24 protein-coding genes and 1 pseudogene are annotated in these 26,958 nt (G+C 55.6%); 15 read left to right on the forward strand and 10 right to left on the reverse strand.

From position 1 onward, the window contains the following. Positions 1-218 precede the first annotated feature (218 nt). On the reverse strand, positions 219-500 hold the full coding sequence (locus ACR0KN_RS13845; protein ID WP_480553672.1) for a hypothetical protein: 282 nt from the start codon (positions 498-500) through the stop codon (positions 219-221). A gap of 119 nt (positions 501-619) precedes the next feature. On the opposite strand from ACR0KN_RS13845, the gene ACR0KN_RS13850 reads away from it, so the two are divergent. Together ACR0KN_RS13850 and ACR0KN_RS13855 are read left to right on the forward strand one after the other, a co-directional pair. Next, positions 620-901 (forward strand): hypothetical protein, encoded by a 282-nt coding sequence (locus tag ACR0KN_RS13850; RefSeq protein ID WP_480654311.1) that lies wholly within the window; start codon positions 620-622, stop codon positions 899-901. A 319-nt stretch (positions 902-1,220) separates the two neighbouring features. Then, positions 1,221-1,973 (forward strand): amidohydrolase family protein, encoded by a 753-nt coding sequence (locus tag ACR0KN_RS13855; protein WP_480654516.1) that lies wholly within the window; start codon positions 1,221-1,223, stop codon positions 1,971-1,973. A gap of 204 nt (positions 1,974-2,177) precedes the next feature. Here ACR0KN_RS13855 and ACR0KN_RS13860 read toward each other — a convergent pair whose 3' ends face one another. The 3 genes from ACR0KN_RS13860 to ACR0KN_RS13870 all read right to left on the reverse strand — a co-directional run bounded on the left by ACR0KN_RS13860 (position 2,178) and on the right by ACR0KN_RS13870 (position 6,004). Further along, positions 2,178-4,052: a DUF3604 domain-containing protein gene (locus ACR0KN_RS13860; protein WP_480654313.1), complete on the reverse strand. Its 1,875-nt coding sequence runs from the start codon at positions 4,050-4,052 to the stop codon at positions 2,178-2,180. A gap of 227 nt (positions 4,053-4,279) precedes the next feature. Next, the gene (locus ACR0KN_RS13865) at positions 4,280-5,545 is read right to left on the reverse strand and encodes a TAXI family TRAP transporter solute-binding subunit (protein WP_260023778.1); all 1,266 of its coding nucleotides are present in this window, start codon (positions 5,543-5,545) and stop codon (positions 4,280-4,282) included. A gap of 132 nt (positions 5,546-5,677) precedes the next feature. Then, a complete protein-coding gene (locus tag ACR0KN_RS13870) occupies positions 5,678-6,004 on the reverse strand; it encodes a hypothetical protein (protein ID WP_480654315.1) in 327 nt (108 codons plus the stop codon). Here ACR0KN_RS13870 and ACR0KN_RS13875 point away from each other — a divergent pair. Continuing rightward, positions 5,909-6,562, forward strand: coding sequence for an IS6 family transposase (locus ACR0KN_RS13875; RefSeq protein WP_480654518.1), 654 nt, complete (start codon positions 5,909-5,911; stop codon positions 6,560-6,562). The two genes, ACR0KN_RS13870 and ACR0KN_RS13875, sit on opposite strands and share 96 nt — an antisense overlap. Before the next feature lie 193 nt (positions 6,563-6,755). On the opposite strand, the gene ACR0KN_RS13880 is transcribed toward ACR0KN_RS13875, so the two are convergent. From ACR0KN_RS13880 to ACR0KN_RS13905, 6 genes are read right to left on the reverse strand one after another with little or no spacing between them, the layout of a single operon-like run. Continuing rightward, positions 6,756-7,892, reverse strand: coding sequence for a Gfo/Idh/MocA family protein (locus ACR0KN_RS13880; protein WP_480654317.1), 1,137 nt, complete (start codon positions 7,890-7,892; stop codon positions 6,756-6,758). Positions 7,893-7,901: 9 nt separating this feature from the next. Beyond that, entirely contained in the window at positions 7,902-8,645 is a 744-nt protein-coding gene (locus tag ACR0KN_RS13885) for a sugar phosphate isomerase/epimerase family protein (RefSeq protein ID WP_480654319.1), read from the reverse strand. A 25-nt stretch (positions 8,646-8,670) separates the two neighbouring features. Continuing rightward, positions 8,671-9,759 carry an ABC transporter ATP-binding protein gene (locus tag ACR0KN_RS13890; protein ID WP_480654321.1) on the reverse strand — a complete coding sequence of 363 codons (1,089 nt, stop codon included), beginning with the start codon at positions 9,757-9,759 and terminating at the stop codon, positions 8,671-8,673. 4 nt (positions 9,760-9,763) lie between these two features. Next, positions 9,764-10,681, reverse strand: a complete 918-nt coding sequence (locus ACR0KN_RS13895; protein WP_170780559.1) for a carbohydrate ABC transporter permease — start codon at positions 10,679-10,681, stop codon at positions 9,764-9,766. Next, on the reverse strand, positions 10,674-11,597 hold the full coding sequence (locus tag ACR0KN_RS13900) for a carbohydrate ABC transporter permease (protein WP_170780558.1): 924 nt from the start codon (positions 11,595-11,597) through the stop codon (positions 10,674-10,676). Before ACR0KN_RS13900 ends, ACR0KN_RS13895 begins: the two co-directional genes overlap by 8 nt. Before the next feature lie 58 nt (positions 11,598-11,655). After that, complete coding sequence (locus ACR0KN_RS13905; RefSeq protein ID WP_480654324.1) at positions 11,656-12,885, reverse strand: ABC transporter substrate-binding protein; 1,230 nt, start codon at positions 12,883-12,885, stop codon at positions 11,656-11,658. Between the two features lie 146 nt (positions 12,886-13,031). Between ACR0KN_RS13905 and ACR0KN_RS13910 the strand changes: the two genes are divergently transcribed. From ACR0KN_RS13910 to ACR0KN_RS13965, 12 genes and pseudogenes are all read left to right on the forward strand, one after another. Beyond that, on the forward strand, positions 13,032-14,066 hold the full coding sequence (locus ACR0KN_RS13910; protein WP_480654326.1) for a LacI family transcriptional regulator: 1,035 nt from the start codon (positions 13,032-13,034) through the stop codon (positions 14,064-14,066). 24 nt (positions 14,067-14,090) lie between these two features. Beyond that, positions 14,091-15,146, forward strand: a complete 1,056-nt coding sequence (locus ACR0KN_RS13915; protein WP_480654328.1) for a sugar phosphate isomerase/epimerase family protein — start codon at positions 14,091-14,093, stop codon at positions 15,144-15,146. Beyond that, a complete protein-coding gene (locus ACR0KN_RS13920; protein WP_480654330.1) occupies positions 15,143-16,252 on the forward strand; it encodes a Gfo/Idh/MocA family protein in 1,110 nt (369 codons plus the stop codon). Before ACR0KN_RS13915 ends, ACR0KN_RS13920 begins: the two co-directional genes overlap by 4 nt. Position 16,253: 1 nt before the next feature. Then, entirely contained in the window at positions 16,254-18,035 is a 1,782-nt protein-coding gene (locus ACR0KN_RS13925) for an IlvD/Edd family dehydratase (protein ID WP_480654332.1), read from the forward strand. Positions 18,036-18,068: 33 nt separating this feature from the next. Beyond that, positions 18,069-18,989 (forward strand): sugar kinase, encoded by a 921-nt coding sequence (locus tag ACR0KN_RS13930; RefSeq protein WP_480654334.1) that lies wholly within the window; start codon positions 18,069-18,071, stop codon positions 18,987-18,989. Positions 18,990-19,102: 113 nt separating this feature from the next. Beyond that, positions 19,103-19,723: pseudogene (locus tag ACR0KN_RS13935) on the forward strand (IS6 family transposase); the annotation flags it as partial. Positions 19,724-20,105: 382 nt separating this feature from the next. Beyond that, positions 20,106-22,205 (forward strand): hydantoinase/oxoprolinase family protein, encoded by a 2,100-nt coding sequence (locus tag ACR0KN_RS13940; RefSeq protein ID WP_480654336.1) that lies wholly within the window; start codon positions 20,106-20,108, stop codon positions 22,203-22,205. Then, complete coding sequence (locus tag ACR0KN_RS13945) at positions 22,202-23,851, forward strand: hydantoinase B/oxoprolinase family protein (RefSeq protein WP_480654338.1); 1,650 nt, start codon at positions 22,202-22,204, stop codon at positions 23,849-23,851. Before ACR0KN_RS13940 ends, ACR0KN_RS13945 begins: the two co-directional genes overlap by 4 nt. Next, positions 23,848-24,930 carry a pyridoxal phosphate-dependent aminotransferase gene (locus ACR0KN_RS13950; protein WP_480654340.1) on the forward strand — a complete coding sequence of 361 codons (1,083 nt, stop codon included), beginning with the start codon at positions 23,848-23,850 and terminating at the stop codon, positions 24,928-24,930. Before ACR0KN_RS13945 ends, ACR0KN_RS13950 begins: the two co-directional genes overlap by 4 nt. Then, complete coding sequence (locus ACR0KN_RS13955) at positions 24,927-25,670, forward strand: maleate cis-trans isomerase family protein (protein WP_480654342.1); 744 nt, start codon at positions 24,927-24,929, stop codon at positions 25,668-25,670. The genes ACR0KN_RS13950 and ACR0KN_RS13955 overlap by 4 nt, the downstream gene beginning before the upstream one ends. After that, on the forward strand, positions 25,667-25,870 hold the full coding sequence (locus tag ACR0KN_RS13960; protein ID WP_480654344.1) for a hypothetical protein: 204 nt from the start codon (positions 25,667-25,669) through the stop codon (positions 25,868-25,870). The genes ACR0KN_RS13955 and ACR0KN_RS13960 overlap by 4 nt, the downstream gene beginning before the upstream one ends. Positions 25,871-25,923: 53 nt before the next feature. Continuing rightward, a complete protein-coding gene (locus tag ACR0KN_RS13965) occupies positions 25,924-26,892 on the forward strand; it encodes a D-2-hydroxyacid dehydrogenase (RefSeq protein ID WP_480654346.1) in 969 nt (322 codons plus the stop codon). The last annotated feature ends 66 nt before the right edge of the window (positions 26,893-26,958 follow it).

A 26,958-nucleotide genomic window follows, 5' to 3' on the forward strand; every position in this document is an offset into this window, starting at 1 on the left:
TGGCCAGCTTTACTATGTTTCCAAAATCTCGCTTTGCCGGTCCAGTCATGTCGGTCAAAGATCCCGTTCAGATTTGGCTTGCTTGAGTGGCGCGATCCGTGCGCGGCATTGAGGACACTCCCAATTGGCGCAACTGAGACCGCTTCGAATTTGTCTTAGAGCAACACTCATTTGATTCATACGAGTTTGTAGGCAGCCTAGTTTGGCGGCATTTTCGCTCATGGTGACCGGAGGTACGAAACCTGCACTCCAATCATATTCCCGCGCGATTTCTGCGCATAGATAAGGATTGCCGGACAAAACAGCGGCCCGTGTCGATGCCAGATATACGCGCCAGGAATGGGTTGGCTGGGTTCATCGAGTACTTCGGGTCGCAGCAAACACCCCTTCAATATCTGATTGCGGTCCGCACCCGAATTGCAGGCTCGGTCAATCACCTCGGCCAAGAACTTCGACTGCATCACGGGAAGCGCCATTAATGCGGCCTTGGACTGGTTCATTGAGTTATCCTTACTGGACTGAGAAAATTGAAATTTTCCACAGAAGACAACACTCAAATGCTCTACTTCCTGTTAACGTACATCCAAGGTCAGAATTTACAAATCAGGGAGGTACGTTGATGGGTTTCCAAATTTGTCCGGTTGCATCACTCAGATTGGTTTTTGCCGCTTCGGCGGTTTGCCTTGCGGGACTGGCGGCAGCACCAAGCGTCGCAAAAGAAGAAGACATTCCGGTCCTTTTCACGAATGTCCACGTCTTTGACGGCGTAAGCGAAGAGCGGATCGAGAACGCAAACGTGCTGGTGGTCGGTAACCTTGTCGCCGAAGTGTCATCAGAACCTCTGGTCGCGGCAAACGCTCAGATCATCGACGGCGGCGGGCGTACGCTGATGCCGGTTTGATTGATGCACACAATCACATCATGATCCCAGCCTCGCCCAACCAAGTCGCGAATGATTGGCACTGGGGCTACCTGAGCGCAGTCGCCGCTTAAGAAGCCGAAAAAATGCTGTTGCGTGGGTTTACGACGCTTCGGGATGCTGGTGGGCCGGCTTACGGTATTGCCAAGGCTATTGATGAAGGATTGCTTGCCGGCCCTCGAATTTACCCGTCTGGTCACTTCATCGGTCAAACGTCTGTCATACCGATTTTCGCTCTTTTAACGAGAGTCATACGCGCGATCGGAGCAGCAGAAATGCTTTTGAGACGAACTGGGCCTTTCTGGCGGACGGTCGCAGTGAAGTACTCGCCTATACGCGGGAAGTACTTCGCTGCGGCGCGACGCAGATAAAAGTGAGTGTTGGAGGTGGCGCCGCATCTGCTTACGACCCTTTGGACACAGCGCAGTTCACAGTAGATGTGATTAGGGCGGCAGTTGAGGCTGCTGAGGACTGGAACACGTATGTGATGGTTCATGCATGTTCCGACCGTTCGGTGCTGCGGGGTCTTGAAGCTGGGGTCATGAACATCGACCATGGGACCATGATCAAGGACGCGTCCACTATGGTAGCGATGAGAAACGCTGGTGCGATTTACAATCCTCAAGCGGTCGCATTCTCGCCAACACCTGAGTCTTTGGAAGTCTTGCCTTCTTCCATGGTCGCGAAAATCCAACCACTTGTTGAAGGGCTCGACTTGTCCATGCGCCTCGCAAGAGATAATGGAGTGAAGATTGCTTTCGGCACTGACGTATTTGGCACTTCGGATACTCTAGCGCGGCAAAATGAAGAGTTCGCGCTCCGCAAACAATGGTTCACGTTTCATGAAATTTTGGTGCAAGCTACGTCGACGACGGCAGAACTCGTTGCGATGTCGGGCCCCCGCAATCCTTATCAGGAAGGCCCATTGGGTGTCATCGAGCTGGGCGCTTACGCCGATCTGCTTCTGGTCGAGGGCAACCCGGTCGAAGATGCTGAGTTGCTCGTCGACTACGAAAACAACATTGATCTCATCATGAAGGATGGTGTGATCTAAAAGAATACGCTCAACTGAGTGTCGCGCGGGGTGAAACCCACCTCGGCACCCCGCGCATCTATTTCCAAAGTGGAAGAAGTCTCTGTTTTCGCTCTGCGGGCGATATCTGCTTCGTCCGCAAAGCAGATGTTTAGCAGATTGCAATGAATGTCGGCAGTGAGCCCAGAGCAGACTAAGTGATACTTAGTCTTAACCTAATATCGCTCATCCCTGAGGTGTGTACCAAATTGGTGATGTGTAGGCCCGCTCCTGTATCGAGCGCGGTGCTTCGTCTGGGATCTCCGTTCCGAACACCTTTGCATCGTATGTCGTCCAACGCGGCGTTGGTATTGCCAGCACTCTGACATAGTAAAACGCGCTTTGCGTCGGGTCGAAGTTCGGGTCTTTCCAATATCCAGCGAGAATTGCCTGGCCGATGTCATTTGTCCAATACGCGTTTTCTACATCCACCGTATTGCCAACCGGGCCCTCACACGCCGTGTTTACAAGCTCACGCCCGCCACAAGCAACATCATAAACACGTTCCGAAGTTGTGCCGTCACTGTTCAGCCAGCCTTTGACAATCTGAATACGGTCGAGGTTGGCCCCATCGGGGTCACGGAGCGCACGGACGAGAAGGCGCGGAGACCGACCGTCACTATCCGCTGGCAAATCCGCCCCCATCGGGACGCCATTTTCATATCCATACGCGGCAAAATCCGCTCGTGGCAGGTCTGTTTCGTCGAATTCAAATCCGGCAAAAACGCGAATACGCATGTGCGGTCCCGTGGTCGCATAGACCTCCTTCCGAGCAAAAGCATCCCAAATGGCCTCGCGGGTGTTTTCCCTTGCCCAAACGGCCGCCAAACCCGACGCCGAAGTCTGCCATGCATATTGGGCAACACTCTCGTCACCACCAATGCCGCCGACGACTTCTTCAAATCGGATCGGGTCAGCAGTAGGTTCAACAGCCGCGACTTTCCCGAAGAAATTGTCCTCGCCAACCGTGGACAGCGATGTATGAGCATCGGTTGAACCGATCACGCCAAATTTGAAAGGGTTTGTCCCTGTTTCCGCCTCGTATCCAAGCCCCCGCCGCAATGCTGCCCGCGCATACTCGCGTGGAAGCATCTCCGGTGTCTTGGGCTCTGGTCCAAGTTGTCCTTTGTCCCACGTTTCGAAGTCAGCAAATTCATCGTCTGGTGACAGCATGGGATGTGCTTCGCCGTCACCTTTCATTTGCGTGATTTCGTAGATCGGTTCCCACTTGGCACGCTGTTTGAAATACTCAACATCGAACGCTTCGCCGGACAAGCGCACTTCGTCGAACATCAACCCGTTGGACAAATTGCCATTGTGCGGGATCGCGAGCAGCTTTTGGCCTGTTGTCTCTTCGGCTTGTTCCATCCATGCCCAAAGGTCTTCGGGGTCAAAGCTATCAAAGTTCGAGAACGGGATGATCTTGTCAGCGCCCTCTTTGTCACCGTTGAATATGACATTCCTGTGCAGATTGTTCCGCTGTGGGTTTGAGGTCCACTCGAACCCGATAAGCGCAGTAAACAAACCCGGTTGATTGTGTGCCTCAGCGGCAGAGGTAATGTTGCTCCACGCCGTTTGGTAAATCTCCTGATAATCCGCCAATGGGTCTGTGCCAGTGGACTTGGCTTGGCTCCAAATCGACCATGCGCCAACGGGATCACCGGCCTCGACAGCCGCGTTCAGTTGCTGGCCAAACTCCGTGGAGAGCAGCGTGGCATCTTTGGCTGAGAGCAACGGCGCAAGACCAAGGTTCTCGGCGTGATCGGCGATAACCAGAAAATCCAATGGTCGGCGCAACCTCGCTTCGACTCCGGTGCTGGATATAACGACTTCGCCTTTGGCAAACCTGTACGCTTCATCAGGGCCAAGTACATTCCCGATCATGCCGGCATCAGCAGAGTACGATGTGTGCAAATGGGTGTCACCGAAAAAGACCTGATTAGGGAAGTCTTGCTGCGGGTAAGGAGAATACTCTCTGTCGCCAGGTTGAGTGCTTGGGACGTCCTCAGCGTGCGCACCAGCCGCAAGCGCGATAGTCAGAATAGATGCTAAACGGATCATTTCCTAACCTCATATTTTGTTCAAACCTAACAACGCTCAATACAAGTAACTATGACGCATAATCTGAACTCTATTCGTCCAGCACAGCCGCCGCTCAATAAATCTCTGCGAACGATGGCTGCGACCCCAAAGCGGCGTACACGCAATAACTAAAGCACACACCTGTATCGAAGTCTCAAATTAAAAAGGTATTTTAGCGCGGATTGCTTGCGAACGTTGAGGTTTCATCAACTTTTTGCAGTTTGGCGACGCGCAATCTCCTGTCGAATTAGGTCTATGTGCAAACGTGCATCATATGCTCCCCGGCGGTATGCGAGCGGCAGATTCAGATTTGCAAGGGCGGTGTCCACGTTTTCGATATTTTTGGCGACTTCTTCAACCTCAGTTGAGGTCTGTGCCTTGCTGAGTTCCTCCTCAAGCGCCATGATACGCTGATAAAAACGCCAGACCCGGCGCTTTTGAAACCACACGTAACTGGACGGGACTATCCGCAAAAACGGTACTAAGAACAACAAAGGCAACAGCAATAACAGTACGCTGCCAAACTGGGCTGCGATCCAATATGGCAAGACGCCATGCAAAAAGTTTGGCCCAGAGTTTATGAGTTCTGTGGCAATTTTGTTCAGTGGTACAGGCGGTGAAGCCGTGTTCGGATACTCGCGCGCACTTTGCAAAATATTAGGTTCGCTATGAATGTTCTTTGCTGCATTCACTAATCTATCGGTTACTGCAGGGTGCAGATCGGATGCGGCGATAAGTGAAGCTCGCAATGCTAAGATCTTGACGTCCTCTGGTGGTCTCGGAGGGTCAAGTGTGATTGATCCTGCCGGTACAGTTACCGAATTCGCTCCGGAAAGTTTCAATGCAAGGGCATCGACCAAAGCCATAGGGACGAAAATGATTTCTGGATCAAAAATTGCATCCATAAGGTAAGGTGCATCGAGTGGAGCGACAAACAACGCCGCGTCCGCTTCGTTGGCATATAACGCCTTTATCGCATCATTGCCCCCGACATCGACGAGGTTTATGCCGACATTTTGCAATTCGGCGGCCTCAATTAGCGCTAAAGCGGCGGCGCGGGTACCGGACGCCTTGGTTCCTGCAGCTAAGCGAATGTCTCCCCATTCTCCTGCATTGGCCCCGACTGGACTAGACTTTCCGCGGAACACCACCATGGGTTCAAGAAAAATGGCGCCCAAAGACTGTAAGTTTTCGTCCTGAGGTAATTCCAGGCCACCCTGAACAAATGCGGCATCCACTTCGCCAGAAACAAGTTTCTGAATGTTCTCAACGGACCCCTCAGTTTCAACTAAAATTACCTGAATGCCGTCACGTGCAAGTTCTGCTTTGTAGAGTTGTCCAACTTGCCAATATCCGCCGCCGCTTATGCCAGCGGCCAGCTTAATACTGTTGGGCGGTTTCAAGCCAAAGATCAGAAAAACAAGCAACCCGATAAACATAATCGGAAAGAGAATGAAAAGAGCTAAGCGCATTTATTCTCACATTCAGATGATCGGAACCGATAATTCGTTCTCATTTGATAGCAGTCTTTTTGCCAACGAGAAACCGATCACAGTGGGTAGCACTCGAAAGTTCGAGTTCTTCGGTTCAAGTATCCCTGAAGATTAAGTTGGTTGCGCAAAAAACCAAGAGCGCTTGAACGAGGTTGAAATCAAAAACTGGCCGTCTAAGCAACGGTTTATCCTATCGTAAACCAGAGTTTTAGTTTTGTCTTTTTGTCGGCAATGTCCCGCAGGTCTTGTCAGAAGAACTTTGCTTGAGCGGGGTAGGGGTGTTGCGTAGCTTTTGCCCATAACCAATCCTGCCTCTTTTAAGTACTTCAAAACCAGCCCGAGATCATCCGCCTTGCGGTGTTGCTGTACACCCGTTTCCCGCTCTCGCTTCGGAATGGCGAAGATCTGCTGCACGAATGCAGGATCGACGTGAGCCACGAAACTATCCGATATTGGTGGAACAGGTTCGGTCCGATGTTTACCTCTGAGATCCGAAGAAAGAGGGTTCAACAACTGCGCGCATCCTCCAAATGGAAGTGGCACGTGGATGAGGTTTTGGTGAAGGTGAATGGCAAGAGGCATTACCTTTCGCGGGCTGTTGATCACGAGGGCGAAGCGTTGGGAGCAGTCGTCACAAAACGTCGAAACAATCAGGCAGCATTGAAATTCCTCAAGAAGATACGCGGTAAAGTGGAAACCGTCGTCACGGATCGCTTCGCCTCATACAGAGCCGCGCTCAGAGAACTGGGTGTACTCGAAAAACAAAGGACGGGCAGGTGGCTCAACAACCGCGTCGAGAATTCGCACCTGCCGTTTCGACGGCGCGAACGCGCGATGCAGCGTTTCAGGCGCATGCGAAGTTTGCAGAAATTCGCCGCCGTCCGCTCCTCGGTCTACAACTACTTCAACCAAGAAAGATCGCTAGCCAGCAGAGATACCTTCAAGCTGGCACGCACCGCCGCTCTGGCCGAGCGGCGCGAACTTGGTGCGGCATAAAGGGCAGCTCAACTGGCCTAGCTGAGACTGGTTCGAATTTGTCTGACAGCACCGCCCTATTTAGTCGCTGAATTGATCGAGCACCAAGCAGACTAGGGAAAGGCCATCGGCGCCCATGACATGCATGATCTCTTCCAGATCACGGACATGTCATACCGAACATAGAACAAGACCGCGAACTGGATAGCGTCGTTTATGGGACAAGCAATAAACGAGCGTCATTCTCGGTCAGTGGATCGGACCTGGTGCATGTCGTCGAGGTTTCAACCCAGCGTCGGTCTTCCCCTGCGTCTAGAATGGACGTCATCACATCAACCGCGTGAAGGGCCAGATCGATATTGCAACGGTGGGAACGTCCTTCCAGTATTGCTTGTACCATGTCCGCCAAACCAGCGGTGCGATAGTTGGCCAGAAGCCTATCTTCGCCGTGGATTTCATTCGGAACGCCAAATGGATGCTCTGAGCCAGGCACGGGATGCAGGTCGCCAGCTTGATCAGAAACCATCACGTCTCCGCCGAAGAAGTTTGGGTCGGGCACCTGCATCGTGCCCTCGGTGCCGTATAGCTCCATATTTGGATGCGTATGAGCTCGGATGTCCCAACTGGCCCCTAAGGTTACGATGGCACCATTTTCAAACTCAAGAAGCGCGTGGATATTGGTCGGTGTATTGACCGGGATCTTTTCGCCTTCGCGGGTGCCATTGCCGATTGTACGCGTGGGAAAACTTGCAGCGGTCATGGCGCAGACGGCCTTAACCGGACCGATCAGTTGGATCAGATTGGTGATGTAGTATGGGCCGAGATCAAGGATCGGGCCTGCACCGGGTTGGAAGAAGAAGTCCGGATTTGGGTGCCAATGCTCCATGCCGCGTGACATCACGTGGCAGGTTCCGCCGATCACGCGGCCGATCTGGCCGTCATCGATGACCGCGCGTGCTTGCTGGTGCGCACCACCCAGAAACGTGTCCGGTGCCGAGCCCACGCGTAGCCCTTTGCTTTCGGCCAGATCCCGCAGGGCTTTGCCTTGATCCAATGTCAGGACCAGAGGTTTTTCTGAATAGGCGTGTTTTCCGGCCTCGAGAATACGCTTGGTCAGGTCGAAGTGGGCCTCGGGGATGGTCAGATTGACGACAACCTCAATGTCGTTGGCGGACAGCAGGTCATCCACTGTCTCGGCGCGGATATTATACTCGTCGGCGCGGGACTGCGCCGCGCTCATATTGATGTCAGCGACCGCACGGACTACCAGCCCTTTAAAAAGGGGCGCAAATTTTAGGTACGTAGTAGAGATGCTGCCGCATCCGATGATGCCGACGCCAAGAGTGCTCATGGAATATCCTCAAAGGGCTTGTACGGTTGCCAGCGAACGCGACGCGAAACGATGGTGGTCGTTGGGGTTGTCGTGTTCAATGACATAACGAGAGACACCGGCGTCCTGCAGCGCGTCGTGGATCGCGGTCCAGTCCATGACCCCATAACCCACATCGGCCCAACCGTCTTCGTCAACGCAATCGCCTTGCGGCGCGAGGTCCTTGATATGCGCCGAATGTATCTGATCACTGTAGGTTCGGATGAGGTGTACCGGGTCCAGCCCGGCGCGCACGACCCAGCCGAGATCAAGCTCGAGCTTCAGATCGGGCGAGGCCCCGGCAATGATGTCCAGCGGTGTTACGCCACCACCCAGATCGACCAGTTCGAAATCGTGATTGTGCCAGCCGAAGATCAGCCCGGCCTTTTGCAGTGGTTTGCCGGCTGCTACCAGACGTTCGGCAAATACTTCCCAACCGGCGCGATCCGTCGGGCGGTCTTCGGCATCTAGAAAGGGTGCGAACACCGCTTCGGCTCCAACAGCCTGGGCGAGATCAATCGCAGCGCCCGGGTCGCGTTCAAGGTCGGCGAGGCCGTAGTGCAATGTGGGCATTCTCAGCCCCGCCGTTGCGAGGTCTTCCGTGAGCGAAGGTGCTTGGGCGAACAGGGCACCATATCCTTCGACCTCGTTAAATCCTGTTGCGTAAAGCATAGCGAGCGTGTCCGGCAGGGGCCAGTTTCGCGAACCGTAAAGCTGATATGAAATAGCAGGCATGATATGTCCTTTCATCTGACGCGGGTTACAGTCGCGTCTCGGTCGCGGCGTCAAACAGCGAAGCGCGTGAAGTATCGAAACCAATTCGCAGGCGATCGCCTTCGGCCACGCGGCTGAGCCCATCCATGCGGAAACGTAGATTGTGTGACCCAAGGGTGGAGTGAACCAGGGTATCCGAACCCAGTTTCTCGACGATCTGAACTTCGACCTCTGCCTGTGCTGCAGCAGTCTCAACCGCGTCGCCGGTCAGAACATGTTCGGGGCGAATACCGATGACAACGGGTCCGGCGTGGTGGTCTGTTCTTTCGAATTCGTAGCCGTCCAGCGGCAGCGACAGGTCGTGTCCGGCGAAATGGCCATTGTCGATGCGGCCTTCGATCATGTTCATTGCCGGGCTGCCGATGAAACCTGCGACATAGATGTTTTGTGGCCGGTTGTAGATTTCGTCCGGGCTACCCAATTGCATGATTTTGCCCCCTTTCATGATGGCAATCCGGTCCGCAAGTGTCATCGCTTCGACCTGATCATGCGTCACATAGATCATGGTATTCTTGAGCTGCTGATGCAGGCGTTTGAGTTCAACCCGCAGATCGGTGCGCAGTTTGGCGTCAAGGTTCGAGAGCGGCTCGTCAAACAGGAACACATCGACATCACGTACCAGTGCCCGGCCGATGGCGACGCGCTGGCGCTGACCCCCGGACAATGCGCCCGGCTTGCGTTTGAGCAAAGGTTCGATCTGCAATATTTCGGCGGCCCGCGCCACGCGCTTGGTGATCTCATCTCTGGCAACGCGCGCGTTCTTGAGGCCGAAGGACAGGTTTCCTTCAACAGTCATCTGCGGGTACAGCGCATAAGACTGAAACACCATGCCGATGCCACGGTCTGAGGGTTCCTTCCAGGTGACGTTTTGACCTTTGATGAAAATCTGCCCGTCGGTCACGTCCAGCAGCCCGGCGATACAGTTCAACAGGGTGGATTTGCCACAACCGGACGACCCCAGCAGCACAAGAAACTCGCCTTCATGGATGTCGATGTTCAGCTCCTGCAGAACTTTGACTTCGCCAAAGTGTAGGTCCAAATCGCGGACTTCGACGGAATGGGAATGAATGTTCATAGGGTCAACCTTTCACGGCGCCGGCGGCGATACCGCGCACAAAGAGTTTGCCGGAGACAAAGTAGATGACGAGAGGGACGAGGCCGGTCAGTAGCGTTGCGGCCATGTTGACGTTGTATTCCTTGATGCCCTGGACCGAGTTCACGATGTTGTTCAGCTGCACCGTCATGGGGTAAGTTTCGGGCTTTGTGTAAATCACGCCGAACAGGAAATCGTTCCAGATGCCGGTGACCTGCAGGATCATCGCGACCACGAAAATCGGGATCGACATGGGTAGCATCACCCGGAAATAGACGCCCCAGAACCCAGCACCGTCGACACGGGCGGCCTTGAACAGCTCTTCCGGCAGCGAGGTGAAGTAGTTTCGGAACAGCAGAGTCAGGATCGGCATCCCAAACACGGTGTGTACAAGAACCAACCCCCAGAGCGAGCCCATCAACCCGATCTCTCGCAAGATGATCACGATGGGATAGAGCATGGTCTGATAGGGGATGAAGGCCCCGATTATCAGGATGGTAAAGAACACTTCGGACCCTTTGAACCGCCAGTTGGCAAGCGCGTAGCCGTTCACGCTTGCAATCGAAATAGACAGGATAAGCGATGGAATCAGGATCTTTACCGAGTTTCCGAACCCACGGCTCAGGCCATCGCAGTTGATGCCCGTACAGGCCTCTGCCCAGGCCTTTACCCACGGCTCAAAAGTGATTTCGACAGGTGGCGCAAAGATATTGCCCAACCGGATTTCCGGCATCCCCTTCAGCGAGGTTACGATCATGACGTAGAGCGGCAGCAGGTAGTAGATCGAAACCAACAGCAACGTCCCATAGAGGAATATGTTGCGGCGCGAGAGACGCGATTTCGGCTTGCTTCCGCGTGGGCCCTCGAGAATCCGTCCAGCGGTTTGGGATGTCGCATCAACCACGTTTCTTTCCTCCGAATTCCAAATAAGCCCACGGGACCAGCACGATGATAACCGACAGCAACATCATGGTTGAGGCAGCAAAGCCCTGCGCGAGGTTCTGCGCTTCGAACATGTAGTTGATGACGTATTTGGCGGGGACTTCGGATGCGATGCCCGGGCCGCCATTGGTCTGCGCGACCACAAGATCGTAAAGCTTGATGATGCCGCTGGCGATGATGACCAAGGCAGTCACGAATACAGGGCGCATCATTGGGATGATCACGCGGACATAGGTTTTGGTGATGCCGATGCCGTCTACTCGTGCGGCTTTCCAGATGTCTTCGTCAATGCCGCGCAGACCGGCCAGCATGATGACCATGACAAAGCCCGTACCCTGCCAGAGACCTGCGATCAGGATGCCGAAGATAACGATATCCGGATTGTTGAGCGGGTCGAAAGTAAAGCTTTCCCAACCCATGTTGCGCACAACGCCTTGAATGCCGAAATCGGGGTTCAGGATCCATTGCCAGGCGAGGCCGGTTACGATGAAGGACAGTGCGAAAGGATATAGAAAGATGGTGCGAAACGCGCCCTCGAACCGGATCTTGCGATCCAGAAGGGCCGCGAGGGTAAAACCCAAGACCATGGTCAGAACCAGCGAACACACACCGTAGATCAACAGGTTTTCGACCGAAATGATCCAGCGATTGCTGTTCCAAAGCCGTTCATATTGGTCCAGTCCAACAAAGTCCCACTTTGGCAGCAGGCGAGACTTGGTGAAGGAATGTGCGACTGTCCACGCCGTGCCGCCAACGAACACCACCAGCGCCGTGAGGATCATCGGGATCGAGGCGAATTTGGCGCTCAGGTTGCGAAATAGTTGTTTTGGACGGCGTACCGGGTTGTCGGATACGCGTGCGGTATCTGCAAGTGTCATAGGAAACCCCGTTAAGGGTCGGGGCGCGGGGGGAGAGGCGCGCCCCGACATGTCGGGCTCAGTCGGCAGACGCGATAATCGACGCGTACCGGGCCTGTGCATCTTCGGCGGTCATGTCCGAAGCCCAGAACTCGGCCATCAGATCCTTGATCTGAGTTTGAGTGTCAGCAGACAGAGTTTGGTCCGCATTGGGCAACACGCCGCCCGCTGCAAGGATCGCAAGACCCTTCTGCATACAGTCATTTGCCGTCGACAGATCAATGTCACCCCGGACGGGCAGCGAACCTTTTGCCAGATTAAAGGCGACCTGCGCCTCCTTCGAGATCAGGATCGAGGCCATCTCAAGCTGTGCGGCCTTGACATCAGGGTCGTCGACGACGGGGAAATAGAACGCGTCGCCACCGGTGTCGATGACCTGGTTCAGGCCCAGACCTGGCAGGCAGGTGTAGTCTTCGCCTGCCACTTGACCAGCTACGGCAAACTCGCCTTGAGCCCAGTCGCCCATGATCTGTCCGCCCGCCTTACCTGTGATCACCATGTTGGTGGCAAGGTTCCAGTCCTGAACGTTGCTGTTGCGTGCCAGTTCGCGGGCGTCAGCCGAAGCCTGGAACACCTTGGCATATTCCGGTCCGCCGGCAACGTCGGCATCCTTTTCGACGACAACTTTGCTCCAGGTGTCGATCCCGACCACACTGATTGACAATGCGCCGAACGCGATCGCCTGCTGCCAGCCTTGCTGACCCTGTGCCATCGGCACCAATCCGGCTTCTTCCAGCTTGGGTGCGGCAGCGACGAATTCGAACCAGTCCTTTGGTACCTCAATACCGGCCTTTTCAAACGCGTCGTGGCTGAGCCACAGCCATTGGGTCGAGTGAATGTTTACCGGAACGCAGTAAATACGCCCTTCGTAGGTGCAGCCCTGTAGCAGGGACGAGGGGTATACAAAGTCTTTCCAACCTTCGGCCTCGGCCAAGTCGGTGAGGTCCGTCATCAGACCCGCTTCAATCAGCTCTTCCGCCTGACGACCATGGTTCAGCTGCGTCGCCGCCATTGGGTCACCACCAAGGATGCGACTGATGATGATGGGGCGCGCCGTACCACCGGATCCGGCGATCGCGCCGTCCACCCAGTTATGCTCGGTCTTTTCATTCACGGCTTTGGCGAATTCCGAAACGGCGACCGCCTCACCTCCTGAAGTCCACCAATGGGTGACTTCAAGATCGGCTGCGCCAACAGCGCTAGCGCTAACAAGTGCTGCAGTGGTTGCCAGTGCGGCTTTGATCTTCATAGCATTTTCCTCCCAACTAAATCGTTGTAGATTTTTCTATAACGTTTTAGATTGTGCTTGCAACAGTTTTCTTGCTGGATAAATTTAGCGCCATCAGATACCGCCCTGCAGTTCTGATCGGCCTCAGTAAAGCGAAGGTAATAACGATGAAAAATAAAAGCCCTGCGCCCAAATCAAGCTCTCGGAAGCCGACCCTCAAGACCATTTCGGAAGTGAGTGGAATGGCTGTTCCCACCGTTTCGCGCGCATTGGCGGATGCGCCTGATATTAGCGAATCAACCAAGAAAAAGATTCGGCAGATCGCCAAAGAACTCGGTTATGTCCCCAACCGCGCTGGCGTTGGTCTGAGGACCGGACGCACCAATGTGATCTCACTGGTGATGTCGACTGAACGTGAAATGATGAATGTCACTGCGCGCCTGTTATCGTCGATCGGGGTTTCCCTTCGCGAGACCCCTTATCATCTGAACGTGATTCCGATCCTGCCCGATGATGATCCAATGGAGTCGGTGCGATATATCGTCGAAAATCAGACTGCAGATGGCATCATCTTCAACCAGGTCCGGACCGAGGACCCGCGCGCCAGATACCTTATGGAGCGCAAGTTTCCCTTTGCCACCCATGGTCGTACCAAATGGGCCGGACAGCATGCCTATTACGATTTCGACAATTTTACATATGCACGGCTGGGGGTTGATGAACTTGTTCGCAAGGGACGTCGGAATCTTGTGTTGGTCGCCCCTCCGCTTGACCAGAACTATGCATTGGCAATGGTGAACGGGGCAAAGGTGGCTGCTGAAAAGCAGGGTGTGAATCTGCATGTTGCACAACAGGTGCACAGCGATGCCACCACATTCGAAACCCGTGAATGGGCGACGCGAAAGATGGCTGCAGACCCCAAGATAGACGGGTTCATATGCGCCTCGACCAACGCAACCATGGCGGTTGTGGCTGGAATGGAAAGCCTGGATTTCCGGGTTGGGCGCGATTTCGACATCGTGTCGAAAGAGGCCATTCCAATGCTGCAATTTGTGCGCCCCGAGATCATTGTGGTGCACGAGAACGTGGATACGACCGGAGCATTTCTTGCCAAGGCCACAATTCAGGCGATCCAGAACCCCGATATTTCACCCATGCAATGTCTGGAAGTGCCCGACCGTAGCGCCCTTCACAGCCTTTGACGTCCGAACATCAAGGAGACCGAATTGAGCACTCAGATCAAAGGGCCAGCTCTGTTTCTGGCGCAATTCGCGGCGGATGACGCGCCGTTCAACTCACTTTCTGAAATCGCAGCCTGGGCCGCCGGGCTTGGGTACAAAGGGGTTCAGATACCGACCTTTGACGCGCGTCTTTTTGATTTGGACAAGGCCGCTGACAGTCAGACCTATTGCGATGAAGTCAAAGGTATTTGTACGGATGCAGGGGTCGAGATCACCGAACTGTCGACCCACCTGCAAGGCCAATTGGTCGCGGTAAACCCGGCCTATGACGCAGCATTTGATGCCTTTGCGCCGGAAGACTGCCGCGGTAACCCGGCCAAGCGTCAGGCATGGGCAGTGGATCAGATGAAGAAAGCCGCGATCGCTAGCGAACGGCTGGGCCTGAAGCACACGGTCAGTTTCACCGGCTCTCTGGCGTTCCCGTTTCTTTACCCTTGGCCACAGCGGCCCGACGGGCTGATCGAGGAAGCCTTTGCCGAACTTGGTCGCCGGTGGATTCCTATCCTGAAACACTATGCCGATCACGGGCAGGATATCGGGTTCGAAATCCATCCGGGCGAGGATGTGTTTGACGGTGCAACGTTTGAGATGTTTGTCGATGCCTGCGGTGGGCACGAGGCGGCGATGATCAACTACGATCCCAGCCACTTCCTGTTGCAGCAGTTGGATTATCTTGCGTTCATCGATCTCTACCATGACCGCATCAACGCATTTCATGTCAAAGACGCCGAGTTCAATCCGGACGGGCGGCAAGGTGTGTATTCTGGCTATCAGGGATGGGTAACCCGCGCGGGCCGGTTCCGGTCGCTTGGCGATGGCCAGGTGGATTTTGCCGGGATCTTTTCGAAACTGACCCAATACGGCTTTGACAGCTGGGCGGTTCTGGAATGGGAATGCTGCATCAAATCCCCCGAACAAGGCGCGGCCGAAGGCGCCCCATTCATTGAAAAACACCTGATCGAGGTCACGCAGAAAGCCTTTGACGACTTTGCCGGTGGCGAGCGGGATGAGGTAATGATCAAGGGAATGTTGGGGCTATGACACGTTTGAAACTAGGCATGGTTGGTGGCGGGCAAGGGGCCTTTATCGGCGCCGTGCACCGGATTGCGTCCCGTATCGACGGGCGGTTTGAACTGGTTGCCGGGGCGCTGTCCTCGGATCCAGATCGGGCGGCGGCCAGTGCAGCGGAACTTGGAATCGCGCCGGACCGGTCATATGCCTCTTACGAGGATATGGCAAAGGCCGAGGCGGTGCGCCCAGATGGTATTGATGCGGTTGCCATCGTGACCCCCAACCACATGCATGCTGGTCCCAGCGCTGCGTTTCTGAATGCGGGTATCCACGTGATTTGCGACAAACCTCTTGCTGCCAGCAACGAGGAAGCTGATGCGATTAAGGTTGCGGCCGAAACCAGCAAGGCCCGGTTCTTTTTGACCCACAACTACACGGGTTACCCGCTGATCCGGCAGGCCCGCGCCATTGTTGCGCGCGGTGATTTGGGGCAAATCAGGCTAGTGCAAGCGGAATATGCGCAGGACTGGCTGACTGAACCTCTGGAGCAGGAAGGCCACAAGCAGGCAGGTTGGCGCACCGACCCGACCCGATCCGGGGCTGGAGCAATTGGTGACATCGGCACCCATGCGTTCAATCTGGCCAATTTTGTTACCGGACAGAAGGTTCAGGCGCTGTCTGCGGATCTGCAAAGCTTTGGCGCTGGCCGAAAGGTGGACGACAACGCACATATCCTGCTGCGATACGAAGGCGGCGCGCGGGGAATGCTTTGGGCCAGTCAGGTGGCGGTGGGCTGCGAAAACGGTCTGCGCCTGCGCATCTATGGCGACAAAGGTGGGCTCGAATGGGCACAGGAGAACCCCAACCACATGAGCTACACGCGCTTTGGCGAACCGAAACAGATTCTGACCCGGGGTGGGGCCGGAACGGGCCCGGATTGGACGCGCATCCCGCCAGGACATCCCGAAGGGTATTTGGAAGGTTTTGCAACGCTCTACAATGACATCGCCGATGTGATTTCCTCGGGCACCGATAATGCGCTGATCCCGAATTTGCAGGACGGTCTGGACGGGATGTGGTTTATCGCAGCGGCCCAATCCTCGGCTGCCAAAGACGGCGCATGGGTGGGGCGGTGACATGACCAAGCTGCGCTCGCGTGAGTGGTTCAACAATCCCGATGATCCCGAGATGACGGCTCTTTATCTGGAACGATACCTGAATTACGGGCTGACACTGGAAGAATTGAGGTCAGACCGGCCGATCATCGCGATCGCCCAGACCGGCAGCGACATTTCGCCCTGCAACCGTCATCATCTTGAGCTCGCGCAGCGCACGCGCGAGGCCATTCGAACCGCTGGCGGTATTGCGCTGGAAGTCCCGGTGCATCCGATTCAGGAGACTGGAAAACGCCCAACCGCCATGCTGGACAGGAACTTGGCCTATCTGGGCCTAGTGGAAACACTGTTTGGCTATCCTATTGATGGGGTTGTGCTAACCATTGGATGCGACAAGACAACGCCTGCGCTGTTAATGGCTGCGGCGACCGTGAACGTTCCTGCGATTGCGCTGTCAGTCGGGCCAATGCTGAATGGGTGGTACAAGGGTGAACGGGCCGGGTCGGGAAGTGTTATCTGGCAGGCGCGGCAACAACTGGCGGCTGGTGAAATCGACGCAGAAGAGTTTCTTGAGCTTGCCGCCTCATCCGCCCCTTCAGTTGGCTATTGCAATACAATGGGAACCGCATCCACCATGAACTCGCTCGCCGAGGTGCTGGGTATGCAACTTCCGGGTTCTGCCGCCATTCCCGCGCCGTATCGGGAACGTGGGCAAATGGCCTACTTTACCGGTTTGCGCATTGTCGAAATGGTGCGAGAGGATTTGCGTCCGAGCAAGATCATGACCCGCGAAGCGTTCGAGAATGCCATCGTCATCAACTCTGCGCTGGGGGGATCGACCAACGCGCCGATTCACCTGAACGCAATTGCCCGCCATCTGGGTATCGAGTTGACCAATGATGATTGGGAAAGTCTGGGTCACGCCATTCCGCTGTTGGCAAATGTTCAGCCCTCAGGCCAGTATTTGGGTGAGGACTTTTTCCGCGCTGGTGGTGTGCCTGCTGTTATCGCTGAGCTAATGCGCGCAGGATTGCTGCCGCATCCGGATGTGATCTGCGCCAACGGTAAGACGATCGCCCAAAACAACTCCGGGATTGAGGCCGCAGACCCCGATGTCATTCGCTCGGTGGAAAATCCTCTTTTGCAGGATGCCGGTTTTCTCAATCTGAAGGGCAATCTGTTTGACAGCGCCATTATGAAAACCTCGGTCATCGGTGATGCCTTTCGCCGGCGCTATCTTTGCAATCCAAACGATCCGAACGCGTTTGAAGGGCGCGCCATTGTATTTGACGGGCCAGAGGTATTTCACAAAACCATTGATGATCCGAAACTTGAAATCGATGAAAATTGCATTCTGGTGATGCGGGGTGCAGGGCCTATTGGATATCCGGGTGGTGCTGAAGTTGTAAACATGCGACCGCCGTCCTACCTCATCAAACAAGGCGTTCACGCCCTTCCCTGTATCGGAGATGGGCGGCAATCGGGAACATCCGGTTCCGCTTCAATCCTGAACGCTTCGCCCGAGGCAGCCGATGGCGGTGGTCTCGCAATATTGCAGACCGGAGATCGGGTGCGGGTAGATCTGAACAATCGGACGGTCAATGTATTGATCGCCGATGAAGAATTGGCTGACCGACGAAGGGCGCTTGAAAACGCGGGAGGCTTCAAGGCCCCAGCAAGCCAAACCCCATGGCAGCAAATGTTCCGAGACTCTGTCCGACCCTTTTCGGAAGGCATGGTACTAGGTCAAGCACCTAAATTTCAGGACATCGAACGAAAGTTCGCCCTCAGACACAATCACTGATGCAAAGCAATGTTCCGGTAAGGAGTACGGCCAATGAAATCTTTTAAAGTAGCCTGCATCGGTGAAGTCATGATGGAACTGATTGCCACTACCATTCCCGGTACAGCCAGAATCGGAGTTGCGGGTGACGTGCTAAACACAGCGATCTATTTACGCCGCACCTTGCCTGCCAAACACAGTGTCAGTCTTGTCAGTCTGCTGGGAAGCGACCACTTCTCTGACGAAATCTCTCGATTTGTTCAGGCGGAGGGAATTGGCATCAACGATTTGGGAAGGATCGAAGGTCGATTGCCCGGTGTCTATGCTATCGCAACAGATCCATCCGGAGAGCGCAGTTTCCAATACTGGCGCCATCAATCCGCCGCGCGTCTGCTCTTTCAGCAGAATGAACGTCATCCATTTCAGTCCCTCGAAAAATATGACGTTGTCTACGCCTCGGCAATCACGCTTGCGATTCTAGATGAGAATATCCGTCACGCCTTTCTAAATTGGTTGCCAACTTATCGCACAATGGGTGGAAAGTTTGTTTTCGACAGCAACTATCGCCCGTCATTGTGGCCATCAAAGAGCGTTGCTTTGACCGCGGTCGAAGCTGCTTGGCGACAATGTGACATTGCTTTGCCCTCGTTGGATGATGAGTTGACCCTGTTCGACGAGATTTCAGAACATCAGGTTGTCAAACGCTTCCAGACATATGGTATCGAAAATGGGGCTCTGAAACGTGGTCATCGAGGTCCGCTATGCTTGAAAGGCCCGCAACCAGATAAGCAGTTCCAAGCGGTGGACAAAGTGGTCGACACAACTGCGGCGGGAGATGGTTTTAATGGTGGTTTTCTGGGCCGTTTTCTGCAGACCGGAGATACTAGCGTAGCCATGAAGTACGGGCATTCTCTCGCGTCGCAGATCGTGATGCATTCGGGGGCGATTATTCCAAAAGAATCTCAACCGGCTTGAGTTCTCGCCCAGAGGTAAAAAAGGCTGTGTCCCTGCAGAACATCAATTGACGGCAAGGTATTGTCAGAAGAACTTGGCTTGAGGCGGGCAGGGGTGTTGCGTAGCTTTTGTCCATCACCAGGCCTGCCTCCTTCAAGTACTTCAAAACCAGCCCCGAGATTATCCGCCTTGCGGTGATGCTGTACATCCGCTTCCCGCTCTCGCCTCGAAATGTCGAAGACTTGTTACACGAGCGAGGCATCGACGTGAGCCACGAAACTGTCCGGTATCGGTGGAACAGGTTTGGCCCAATGTTTGCTGCTGAGATCCGAAGAAAGCGTGTTCAGCAGCTGCGCGTATTCTCCAAACGGAAGTGGTAAGTGGATGAGGTTTTTGTGAAGGTGAATGGTAAGCGGCATTATCTTTGGCGGGCCGTAGATCACGAAGGCGAGATACTGGAAGCAGTTGTCACCAAACGTCGAAACAAGCAGGCGGCATTGAAATTCCTCAGGAAATTGATGAAGCGGCACGGTAATGCGGAAAACGTCGTCACGGATCACTTCGCCTCATACAGAGCCGCGCTCAGAGAGCTGGGTGCACTCGAAAAACAACAGACGGGCAGGTGGCTCAAAAACCGCGTCGAGAATTCACATCTTCCTTTCCTACGATGCGAACGCGCGATGCGGCGTTTCAAGCGCATGCGAAATCGGCAGAAGTTCGCTGTCGTTCATTCCTTTGTTTAGAACCACATCAATTAGGAAAGATCGCTAGCCAACGGGGGTGTATTCAAATTAAAGCGCACGGCCGCTCATCCAGATCGCGCGATCTTCGCGTTTTTTAAAGGACGGCCCTATTGGTCTAGCTGAGGCTGGTTCGAATTTGGCTGACGCACCCGCATGCTTGCGGGACATGTCCACATTTTTGTTGACAGCCAGTCCGGTACTCGGGCAGCGTTTTGGGCATGGAAAAGAGTAAGAGCGGCCAAACATGGCGCAAATCATGATTGCAAAACTGGGACGTCGGGAAACCGGCTGTGATCTGGTCGTCTAAACTGACGCTGGTAATGAACCGATTTGGCTTTTGCTGGACCGGGCATCCTCAACTCTTCTGCCTCTCCTGATATTCTGGTTTTTCTAGATGCACAACAAGAACGGGTTGCGCCTTGCCGTTGATATTGGCGGTACATTTACCGATACGGTTTTGGTCGATGAGCAAGGTCATATCCTTGCCACTGCCAAAACACCGACCACCTCGAAAAACCCGACACTTGGGGCGCTTGCGGGTGCTAAGTACGTGTTGGGCAAAACCGGGGCGGACTGGCCTCAGATCAGCGGCTTTATCCATGGCACGACACTGGCCACCAATGCGTTGATCGAGCGCCGCGGAGCAGTTGTGGCGACTGTGACGAGCGAAGGGTTTCGAGACATTCTCGAAATCGCCTATGAGCGCCGCTACAACCAATATGAGATCAATCTTGTTAAACCTGATCTGATCGTGCCGCGTGCGCGCGCTTTTACGATTAAAGGCCGAATGGACGCGCGCGGGCTGGAGTTACAGCCGTTCGATGATGGGGCTGTTTCCCAACTGGCTGAAGAGCTTTCTGCTTGCGGCGCTGAGGCCGTGGCCATTTGCCTTATGCATGCCTATGCCAACCCGACACATGAGTTGCGGCTGCGTGAACTTCTACTGGCGGCGATACCCGATCTAACTATTTCGCTATCTCACGAGGTCAGCCCCGAGGCGCGCGAGTTCGACCGGCTCTCAACCACTATTGCCAACGCTTATATCCAGCCTCAGATGGAAAGCTACCTGGCTGATTTCCAAGCACGGTTTAGCGATGAGGGGTTGCAATGCCCGATCCTGATGATGACTGCGGGTGGGGGCATGACCACGATGCAAACCGCCGCGCGCCTGCCGATCCGACTTGTAGAATCCGGTCCTGCAGGGGGCGCCATTCTGGCTGCGCGCATCGCCGCCGAGACCGGCGAGCGCGAAGTGCTGAGTTTCGACATGGGCGGTACGACTGCCAAGCTGTGCCTGATCGACCAATATCGCCCGCAGACAGCCCGAAAATTCGAAATCGCGCGTGCGGCGCGTTTCATCAAGGGTTCAGGTATGCCTGTACGCATTCCGGTGATCGAAATGATCGAGATTGGAGCAGGTGGCGGTTCGATCGCGCATGTGGATCGGTTAGGCCGCTTGCAGGTCGGGCCCGAAAGTGCGGGATCCGAGCCCGGACCCGCCGCCTTTGCCAAGGGTGGAACCAATCCGACGGTAACAGATGCCGATGTGGTGCAGGGGCTGATTGAACCCGGGCGTTTTGCTGAGGGACGGCTTGGGATCGATACGGACGCGGCTGAAACTGCGCTTGCGTCGGGGATCGGGCAGGCGCTGGAGCTAAACAGCGCACAGGTCGCCCATGGGGTCAGCGAGATCGTGGATGAGAACATGGCTGCCGCAGGGCGGATGCATGCGGTGGAATCTGGCAAGGATCTGGGCGCTCGGTTGATGATCGCTTTTGGTGGCAATGGCCCCCTGCACGCCACAAGGGTGGCGCGGCGTGCACAAGTCGATCGCATTCTGGTCCCGCGTGATCCAGGGGTAGGTTCGGCGGTGGGGTTCCTATTTGCTCCGGTCTCGTTTGAAATCATCCGCTCGCGCTATAGCACCCTTGAGGCGCTCGACCTTGAGGGGCTTAATGCCTTCTTCGACGCAATGATCAGTGAGGCTGAGGCCGTTGTGAGGGCTGGCGCACCAGAAGGGCGACTAACCCGGCAAAGGCAGGCTTTCATGCGCTATCATGGGCAAGGGCATGAGATTGAAATCACGCTACCTGACCGGGCTTTGAAAGAGGCGGATATTCCTGCGCTTCGCAAGACGTTCGAGGAGGAATACAGCCGCCAATTCAGCCGCGCAGTGCCAGGCATGACTATCGAGGTTCTGAATTGGGCGCTGGAGGTCACGTCAGAGCCACCCGCGCTGGAGCATTACCCCGAGACGCTTGAGAAAAATCCTGCGCGGCCAGATGGGCAGCGGCGCATCCTGTGTGATGTCACCGGTGAGTGGCGCGAGGCGGAGATCCACGAGCGCGCAGCGCTCAGGCCCGGCGACCAAGTGAGCGGGCCTGCCCTGATTATCGAGCCGCAGACCACGACATTCGTCAGCGCAGATTTCTCAGCCCATTTGGATGGCGGCAGTAACATTTGGCTCATACGCAAACGGGAGGGCAACCGATGAGCACGTCGAATACTCGCCTGCAGGTCATGTGGAATCGGCTATTGGCCGTGGTAGAGGAACAAGGTCAGGCGCTGATACGCGCAGCTTTCAGCCCCATCGTGCGCGAGTGCGGTGACATTTCCGCTGGCATATTCGATCTACAGGGCCGAATGCTGGCACAGGCCGTGACCGGCACGCCAGGCCATATCAACACTATGGCTGAAGCAGTCAAAACACTGCGCGGCCGCTTTCAGCTTCAGGATATGAGGCCCGGCGACATTTACTTAACGAATGATCCATGGATAGCCTCTGGGCACCTGAACGATTTCCTGTTGATGATGCCGGTGTTTTTTCGGGATCAGGTGGTCGGGTTTACCTCCTGCACCTCGCATTTAGTCGATCTGGGCGGGCTGGGAATGGGGCCAGAGGGCGCTGACATCTTTGACGAGGGGCTGCTCATTCCTCCTTGTAAGCTAGTGGATACGGGCAATCTAAACACACTTCTGATGGAGATAGTCAAAGCCAACTCTCGCGAACCCGTCGCCAATGAAGGCGATATCTATGCGCTGATCGCGTGTTGCGAGACTGGTGCCGCGCGACTTGCCAGCATGATGGATGAGTTCGGTATCGACCATCTGGACGAACTAGCCGACTACATCATTGATACTTCATATCGTGGCACCGTTGAGGCCATTGCCGAACTTCCCGAAGGGACGTGGCACACTATGCTGAAGGTAGACGGGTATGAGCAGGAGATTGATCTTCATGCGACCCTGACCATCGGTGAAGATTACGTTAATCTGGATTTCAGCGGCACTTCCGGCCTGTCAAAAAAGGGTATCAACGTGCCGCTCAATTACGCCACCGCATATTCGGTGTTTGCCCTTCGCTGTATTATCGGGCCGGACATTCCCAACAATGCGGGCTCGCTTGAGGCATTCCACGTTACGGGGCCAAAGAACTGTATTCTGAACGCCCAAGCACCCGCACCGGTCGCCATGCGCCATACACTGGGGCAGATGACACCCGATTTGGTCTATGGCTGCCTGTCGCAGGCGCTGCCGGATTCTGTCCCGGCCGAGGGGGCATCATGCATGTATGACCTGCCGCTGCGCCATACACCCGAGGCGGTGTCTCGCGGGGATGAGCAGTTTGCGCTGGAGCTTGTATTCAGCGGTGGAACCGGGGCGCGGCCTGATCTGGATGGGCTCTCGGCTACCGCCTTTCCGTCGGGTGTCTGGGGAAGTCAGGTGGAAACGACCGAAGCGGTCGCGCCTGTCCTGATCACACGGCGCGAGCTCATTCCGGACAGCGGCGGACCCGGGCGAACACGAGGCGGCTTAGGTCAACATATCGAAGTACGCTCGTCGCAGGACGAAGAATTCATGGTGTTTCTTTCGGTCGAGCGTGTCTTAAACCCTGCGCGCGGGCGTCAGGGAGGGGGTCCTGGCGCACCGGGGCGCATCCGCATCGGCCATGACGGACCAGATCTGCCTGGAAAAGGTGAGGTTCGCGTGAAGGCAGGAGAAACCTTGCTTTTCGAAACACCGGGTGGTGGCGGTTTTGGAGATCCGCATGAGCGTAGTCGGAACGACGTTCGCCGCGATCTGGACGAAGGGCTGATCAGTCAAGAAGCTGCGCGCGATATCTATGGGTACAAACCATGATCCGTTCGGTTGGGCATATATCCGCGATATCACCTTATGCGCTGGCTCAGCTTGATGCACCGAAGGGGAAGCCCCTGATTTCGCTCTCTCAAAATGAAAGCCTACGCCCTCCCAGTCCCCTCGCGATTGACGCGGCCGCAAAAGCGCTGGAAGCCGGAAATCTCTACCCCGACCCAGACTGGGGGGAGCTTCGCGCAGCGTTGTCGAGGCTCCATGGTATCCCTGCCGATGGCATCCTGTGTGGCTGTGGCTCGATGGAGCTGATCTCATGCATCACACAAGCGTTTGCGGATGAGCACAATTCGGTGCTGGCCCCGGCGCATGCCTACCCGTTTTTCCGAACTGCCGCGCAGATAGCACGAGCGCGCTATGACGACGCTCCGGAAGAAGACAAGCGCGTTTCAGTCGATGCGTTGCTTGCAGCTATCCGGGACGACACCCGTATCGTCTTCGTTGCCAATCCCGGCAATCCTACTGGCACCCGCATCCCGCGCGCCGAACTGGTACGTCTGCGCGAAGGCTTGCCGCGCGATACCCTACTGGTGGTCGACGAAGCATATGCCGAGTTCACAGATCATATAAGAGAGCCCGTGTTCGATCTGGTCGAACGCGGCGATACGGTGGTTCTGCGTACCTTCTCTAAGGCGTATGGTCTGGCCGGGATGCGCGTAGGTTGGGGCTTGTTTCCACTTGAAATCGCCCGAGAGCTTCGCAAGGTGATGAACCCCAACAACAACACGATTGCCGGCCAGGCGGCTGCAAAAGCTGCGCTCTTGGATCAAGGCTACATGCGCGAAACCTGTCGGGAAACGGCGAGATTGCGCGACGGATTGCGCCAACGGCTGCTTCAGGCCGGGCTAAACGTGCCTGAAAGTTTTACCAATTTCGTCCTGATCCATATGGAAAGCCCTGAAGCGGCGCACCACGCCGATCATGCCCTTCGGGCAGAGGGCGTGTTTTTGCGCCGGCAAGCCGGAGCTGGGCTTGCCGATTGCCTACGTGTAACTATCGGTGTCGCGGATCAAATCGACATTGCTGCGAGCCTTCTGGAGCGCCTGGTAAAGGAGGGATTATCATGACGAATTCTCGTGGGCGTGCCCGATTTGGTGTTCTGGTGCCTTTCACCAATACAAATCTCGAACCCGACATGACACTGTTGCGCCCCGATGGCGTGTCGATGCATTTCGCCCGTATGGGGGGCTATGATCAGGACAAGGTCCCCGATGCAGACCAGATGCACGGGCTGGGCGCAGCGGATTTGGACGAGTCGCTGCATCTGTTGCAGGGTGTACGTCCGGATGTGATCCTTTATGGCTGTACCTCGGCTACGCTTACGCACGGCCCGGTATTTGACCGAGGGCTTTCTGAACGGATCAAAGCCACGAGTGGTGCCCAAACTGTGACGGCGGCAGGCGCTTTGGTACACGCGCTGACCACACTGGGGGTGGGGCGTATCGGCTTTGCCTCGCCTTATGTGCCCGCGATCAATGACATGGCCGTCGAATTTCTGGCACAAATGGGTGTTGAAACCTTGATCCGCTCAGAGGTGGACAGTGATTTGGACAACTACGGACAGGGCGAACTGGACCCGCAGGCGGTGTTCGATTTGGGCCTTGCCGCCAACCATCCCGAGGCCGATGCGATTGTGCTGTCTTGCACTGACATGCGCAGCGTCGAAATCATCGCCCATTTAGAGCAAGCTGTGGGCAAACCAGTAATCACGTCTAATCAAGCAATGGCTTTCCGTGCGATGCAGCTTGCTGGAATCGGCGAAGCCTTGCCGGGGTTCGGTCAGCTTTTGGAAAGAGAGAGGCTATGAGTTTTGACCGGGTCGCCGAGCTCTCGCTCGCATGCCAGGACATGCTGCGAGGTGCTCTCAACTCGGGCGTAACGCTGCTGATCGACACGGTTCGCATGGTAGCCGCTGCAACAGGTGTGATGGCAGGGCGAGTCACTGTGGATTGTGCCTTTGCCACTCGCGGCACCGCGAAAGATGCCAGGGCGGCTGATGCGGCCTGAGACCACATTTCGTGAAATGGAACAGCATGTCCGTGCTTCCGTGGAGGAAAACCATGTCTGACACCCCGCGTATCATTCTGCACAACAGCGACACGGCACCGCTTGCCGAAAGCTTGTGCGCCGTATTCCCAAAGGCAGATTATCGTGAATGCAACAGCTATGAGGGCCTTCCTGCGCTGATCGACAGCTATAAGCCCGAGGTCGTCTATTCGGTTCGTTTCGCGGGCACGCCTGGCTATCCGCGCGACGCGCTGTTTGGCCCGCAAGGCCCAAGTTGGATTGCCAATGGTGGGGCGGGTACCGATCATTACGGCCTGTGGGACCCTCAGAGGACTATCGTGACCAATGCTGCGGGTGTGGCCGCTGGGATGATGGCGGAATATATCTTTGGCGGGTTTTTGCATTTTACCCTGGATGTGCCTGGTCTGCAGAAAGACAAGGCTGCGCGGCACTGGAACGCGCGTACGGTCAGGCCGTTGGCGGGCAAAACACTCCTGATCATCGGGCTGGGTCATACCGGTCAGGCGGTGGCGGCGCGCGCCAAGGCCTTTGGAATGAAAGTCCTGGGAACCCGCGCGCGTCCCAAGCCGATGAAAAACGTCGATGAGGTGCACGCAGCGGATGAACTGCATGACCTTCTGCCATTTGCGGATTTCATTGCGGTCTCGACCCCACTAATTCCAGCGACACGCGGCTTGATCGGTGCGCGAGAGATTGCGGCGATGAAGCAAGGCGTCATCCTCGCGGATGTTTCACGCGGCGGTGTGGTGGATCAAGCTGCCCTTCACGAAGCACTGAGTGCAGGGCATGTGGCGGCGGCGGTATTGGACGTGTTCGAAACCGAGCCTCTTCCCGAAACAAGCCCGCTCTGGGCTCTTGAGAACGTGGTCATCTCACCGCATTGCTCATCGGTTTATGCCGAATGGGAACAGGCTTCTTTTGATCTGTTTATTCAGAACCTGGATCGCTGGATACGCGGCGAGAGATTGGTCAATATCGTGAACCCTGTGCGTGGATACTAAAGAAAATGACCTGACCTGCAGCCTGTTTGGTTCGGAGCGCATGTTTTCTTCCGGATCAAATTTCAA

This window comes from Ruegeria sp. AP7 (genome assembly GCF_056539905.1).

Bases quoted from the DNA above. Each gene is read 5' to 3' on its own strand.
- ACR0KN_RS13845 (WP_480553672.1), bottom strand. From the start codon at position 500: ATGAACCAGTCCAAGGCCGCATTAATGGCGCTTCCCGTGATGCAGTCG.
- ACR0KN_RS13850 (WP_480654311.1), top strand. From the start codon at position 620: ATGGGTTTCCAAATTTGTCCGGTTGCATCACTCAGATTGGTTTTTGCC.
- ACR0KN_RS13860 (WP_480654313.1), bottom strand. From the start codon at position 4,052: ATGATCCGTTTAGCATCTATTCTGACTATCGCGCTTGCGGCTGGTGCG.
- ACR0KN_RS13865 (WP_260023778.1), bottom strand. From the start codon at position 5,545: ATGCGCTTAGCTCTTTTCATTCTCTTTCCGATTATGTTTATCGGGTTG.
- ACR0KN_RS13880 (WP_480654317.1), bottom strand. From the start codon at position 7,892: ATGAGCACTCTTGGCGTCGGCATCATCGGATGCGGCAGCATCTCTACT.
- ACR0KN_RS13885 (WP_480654319.1), bottom strand. From the start codon at position 8,645: ATGCCTGCTATTTCATATCAGCTTTACGGTTCGCGAAACTGGCCCCTG.
- ACR0KN_RS13890 (WP_480654321.1), bottom strand. From the start codon at position 9,759: ATGAACATTCATTCCCATTCCGTCGAAGTCCGCGATTTGGACCTACAC.
- ACR0KN_RS13900 (WP_170780558.1), bottom strand. From the start codon at position 11,597: ATGACACTTGCAGATACCGCACGCGTATCCGACAACCCGGTACGCCGT.
- ACR0KN_RS13905 (WP_480654324.1), bottom strand. From the start codon at position 12,885: ATGAAGATCAAAGCCGCACTGGCAACCACTGCAGCACTTGTTAGCGCT.
- ACR0KN_RS13910 (WP_480654326.1), top strand. From the start codon at position 13,032: ATGAAAAATAAAAGCCCTGCGCCCAAATCAAGCTCTCGGAAGCCGACC.
- ACR0KN_RS13920 (WP_480654330.1), top strand. From the start codon at position 15,143: ATGACACGTTTGAAACTAGGCATGGTTGGTGGCGGGCAAGGGGCCTTT.
- ACR0KN_RS13925 (WP_480654332.1), top strand. From the start codon at position 16,254: ATGACCAAGCTGCGCTCGCGTGAGTGGTTCAACAATCCCGATGATCCC.
- ACR0KN_RS13930 (WP_480654334.1), top strand. From the start codon at position 18,069: ATGAAATCTTTTAAAGTAGCCTGCATCGGTGAAGTCATGATGGAACTG.
- ACR0KN_RS13940 (WP_480654336.1), top strand. From the start codon at position 20,106: ATGCACAACAAGAACGGGTTGCGCCTTGCCGTTGATATTGGCGGTACA.
- ACR0KN_RS13945 (WP_480654338.1), top strand. From the start codon at position 22,202: ATGAGCACGTCGAATACTCGCCTGCAGGTCATGTGGAATCGGCTATTG.
- ACR0KN_RS13950 (WP_480654340.1), top strand. From the start codon at position 23,848: ATGATCCGTTCGGTTGGGCATATATCCGCGATATCACCTTATGCGCTG.
- ACR0KN_RS13955 (WP_480654342.1), top strand. From the start codon at position 24,927: ATGACGAATTCTCGTGGGCGTGCCCGATTTGGTGTTCTGGTGCCTTTC.
- ACR0KN_RS13960 (WP_480654344.1), top strand. From the start codon at position 25,667: ATGAGTTTTGACCGGGTCGCCGAGCTCTCGCTCGCATGCCAGGACATG.
- ACR0KN_RS13965 (WP_480654346.1), top strand. From the start codon at position 25,924: ATGTCTGACACCCCGCGTATCATTCTGCACAACAGCGACACGGCACCG.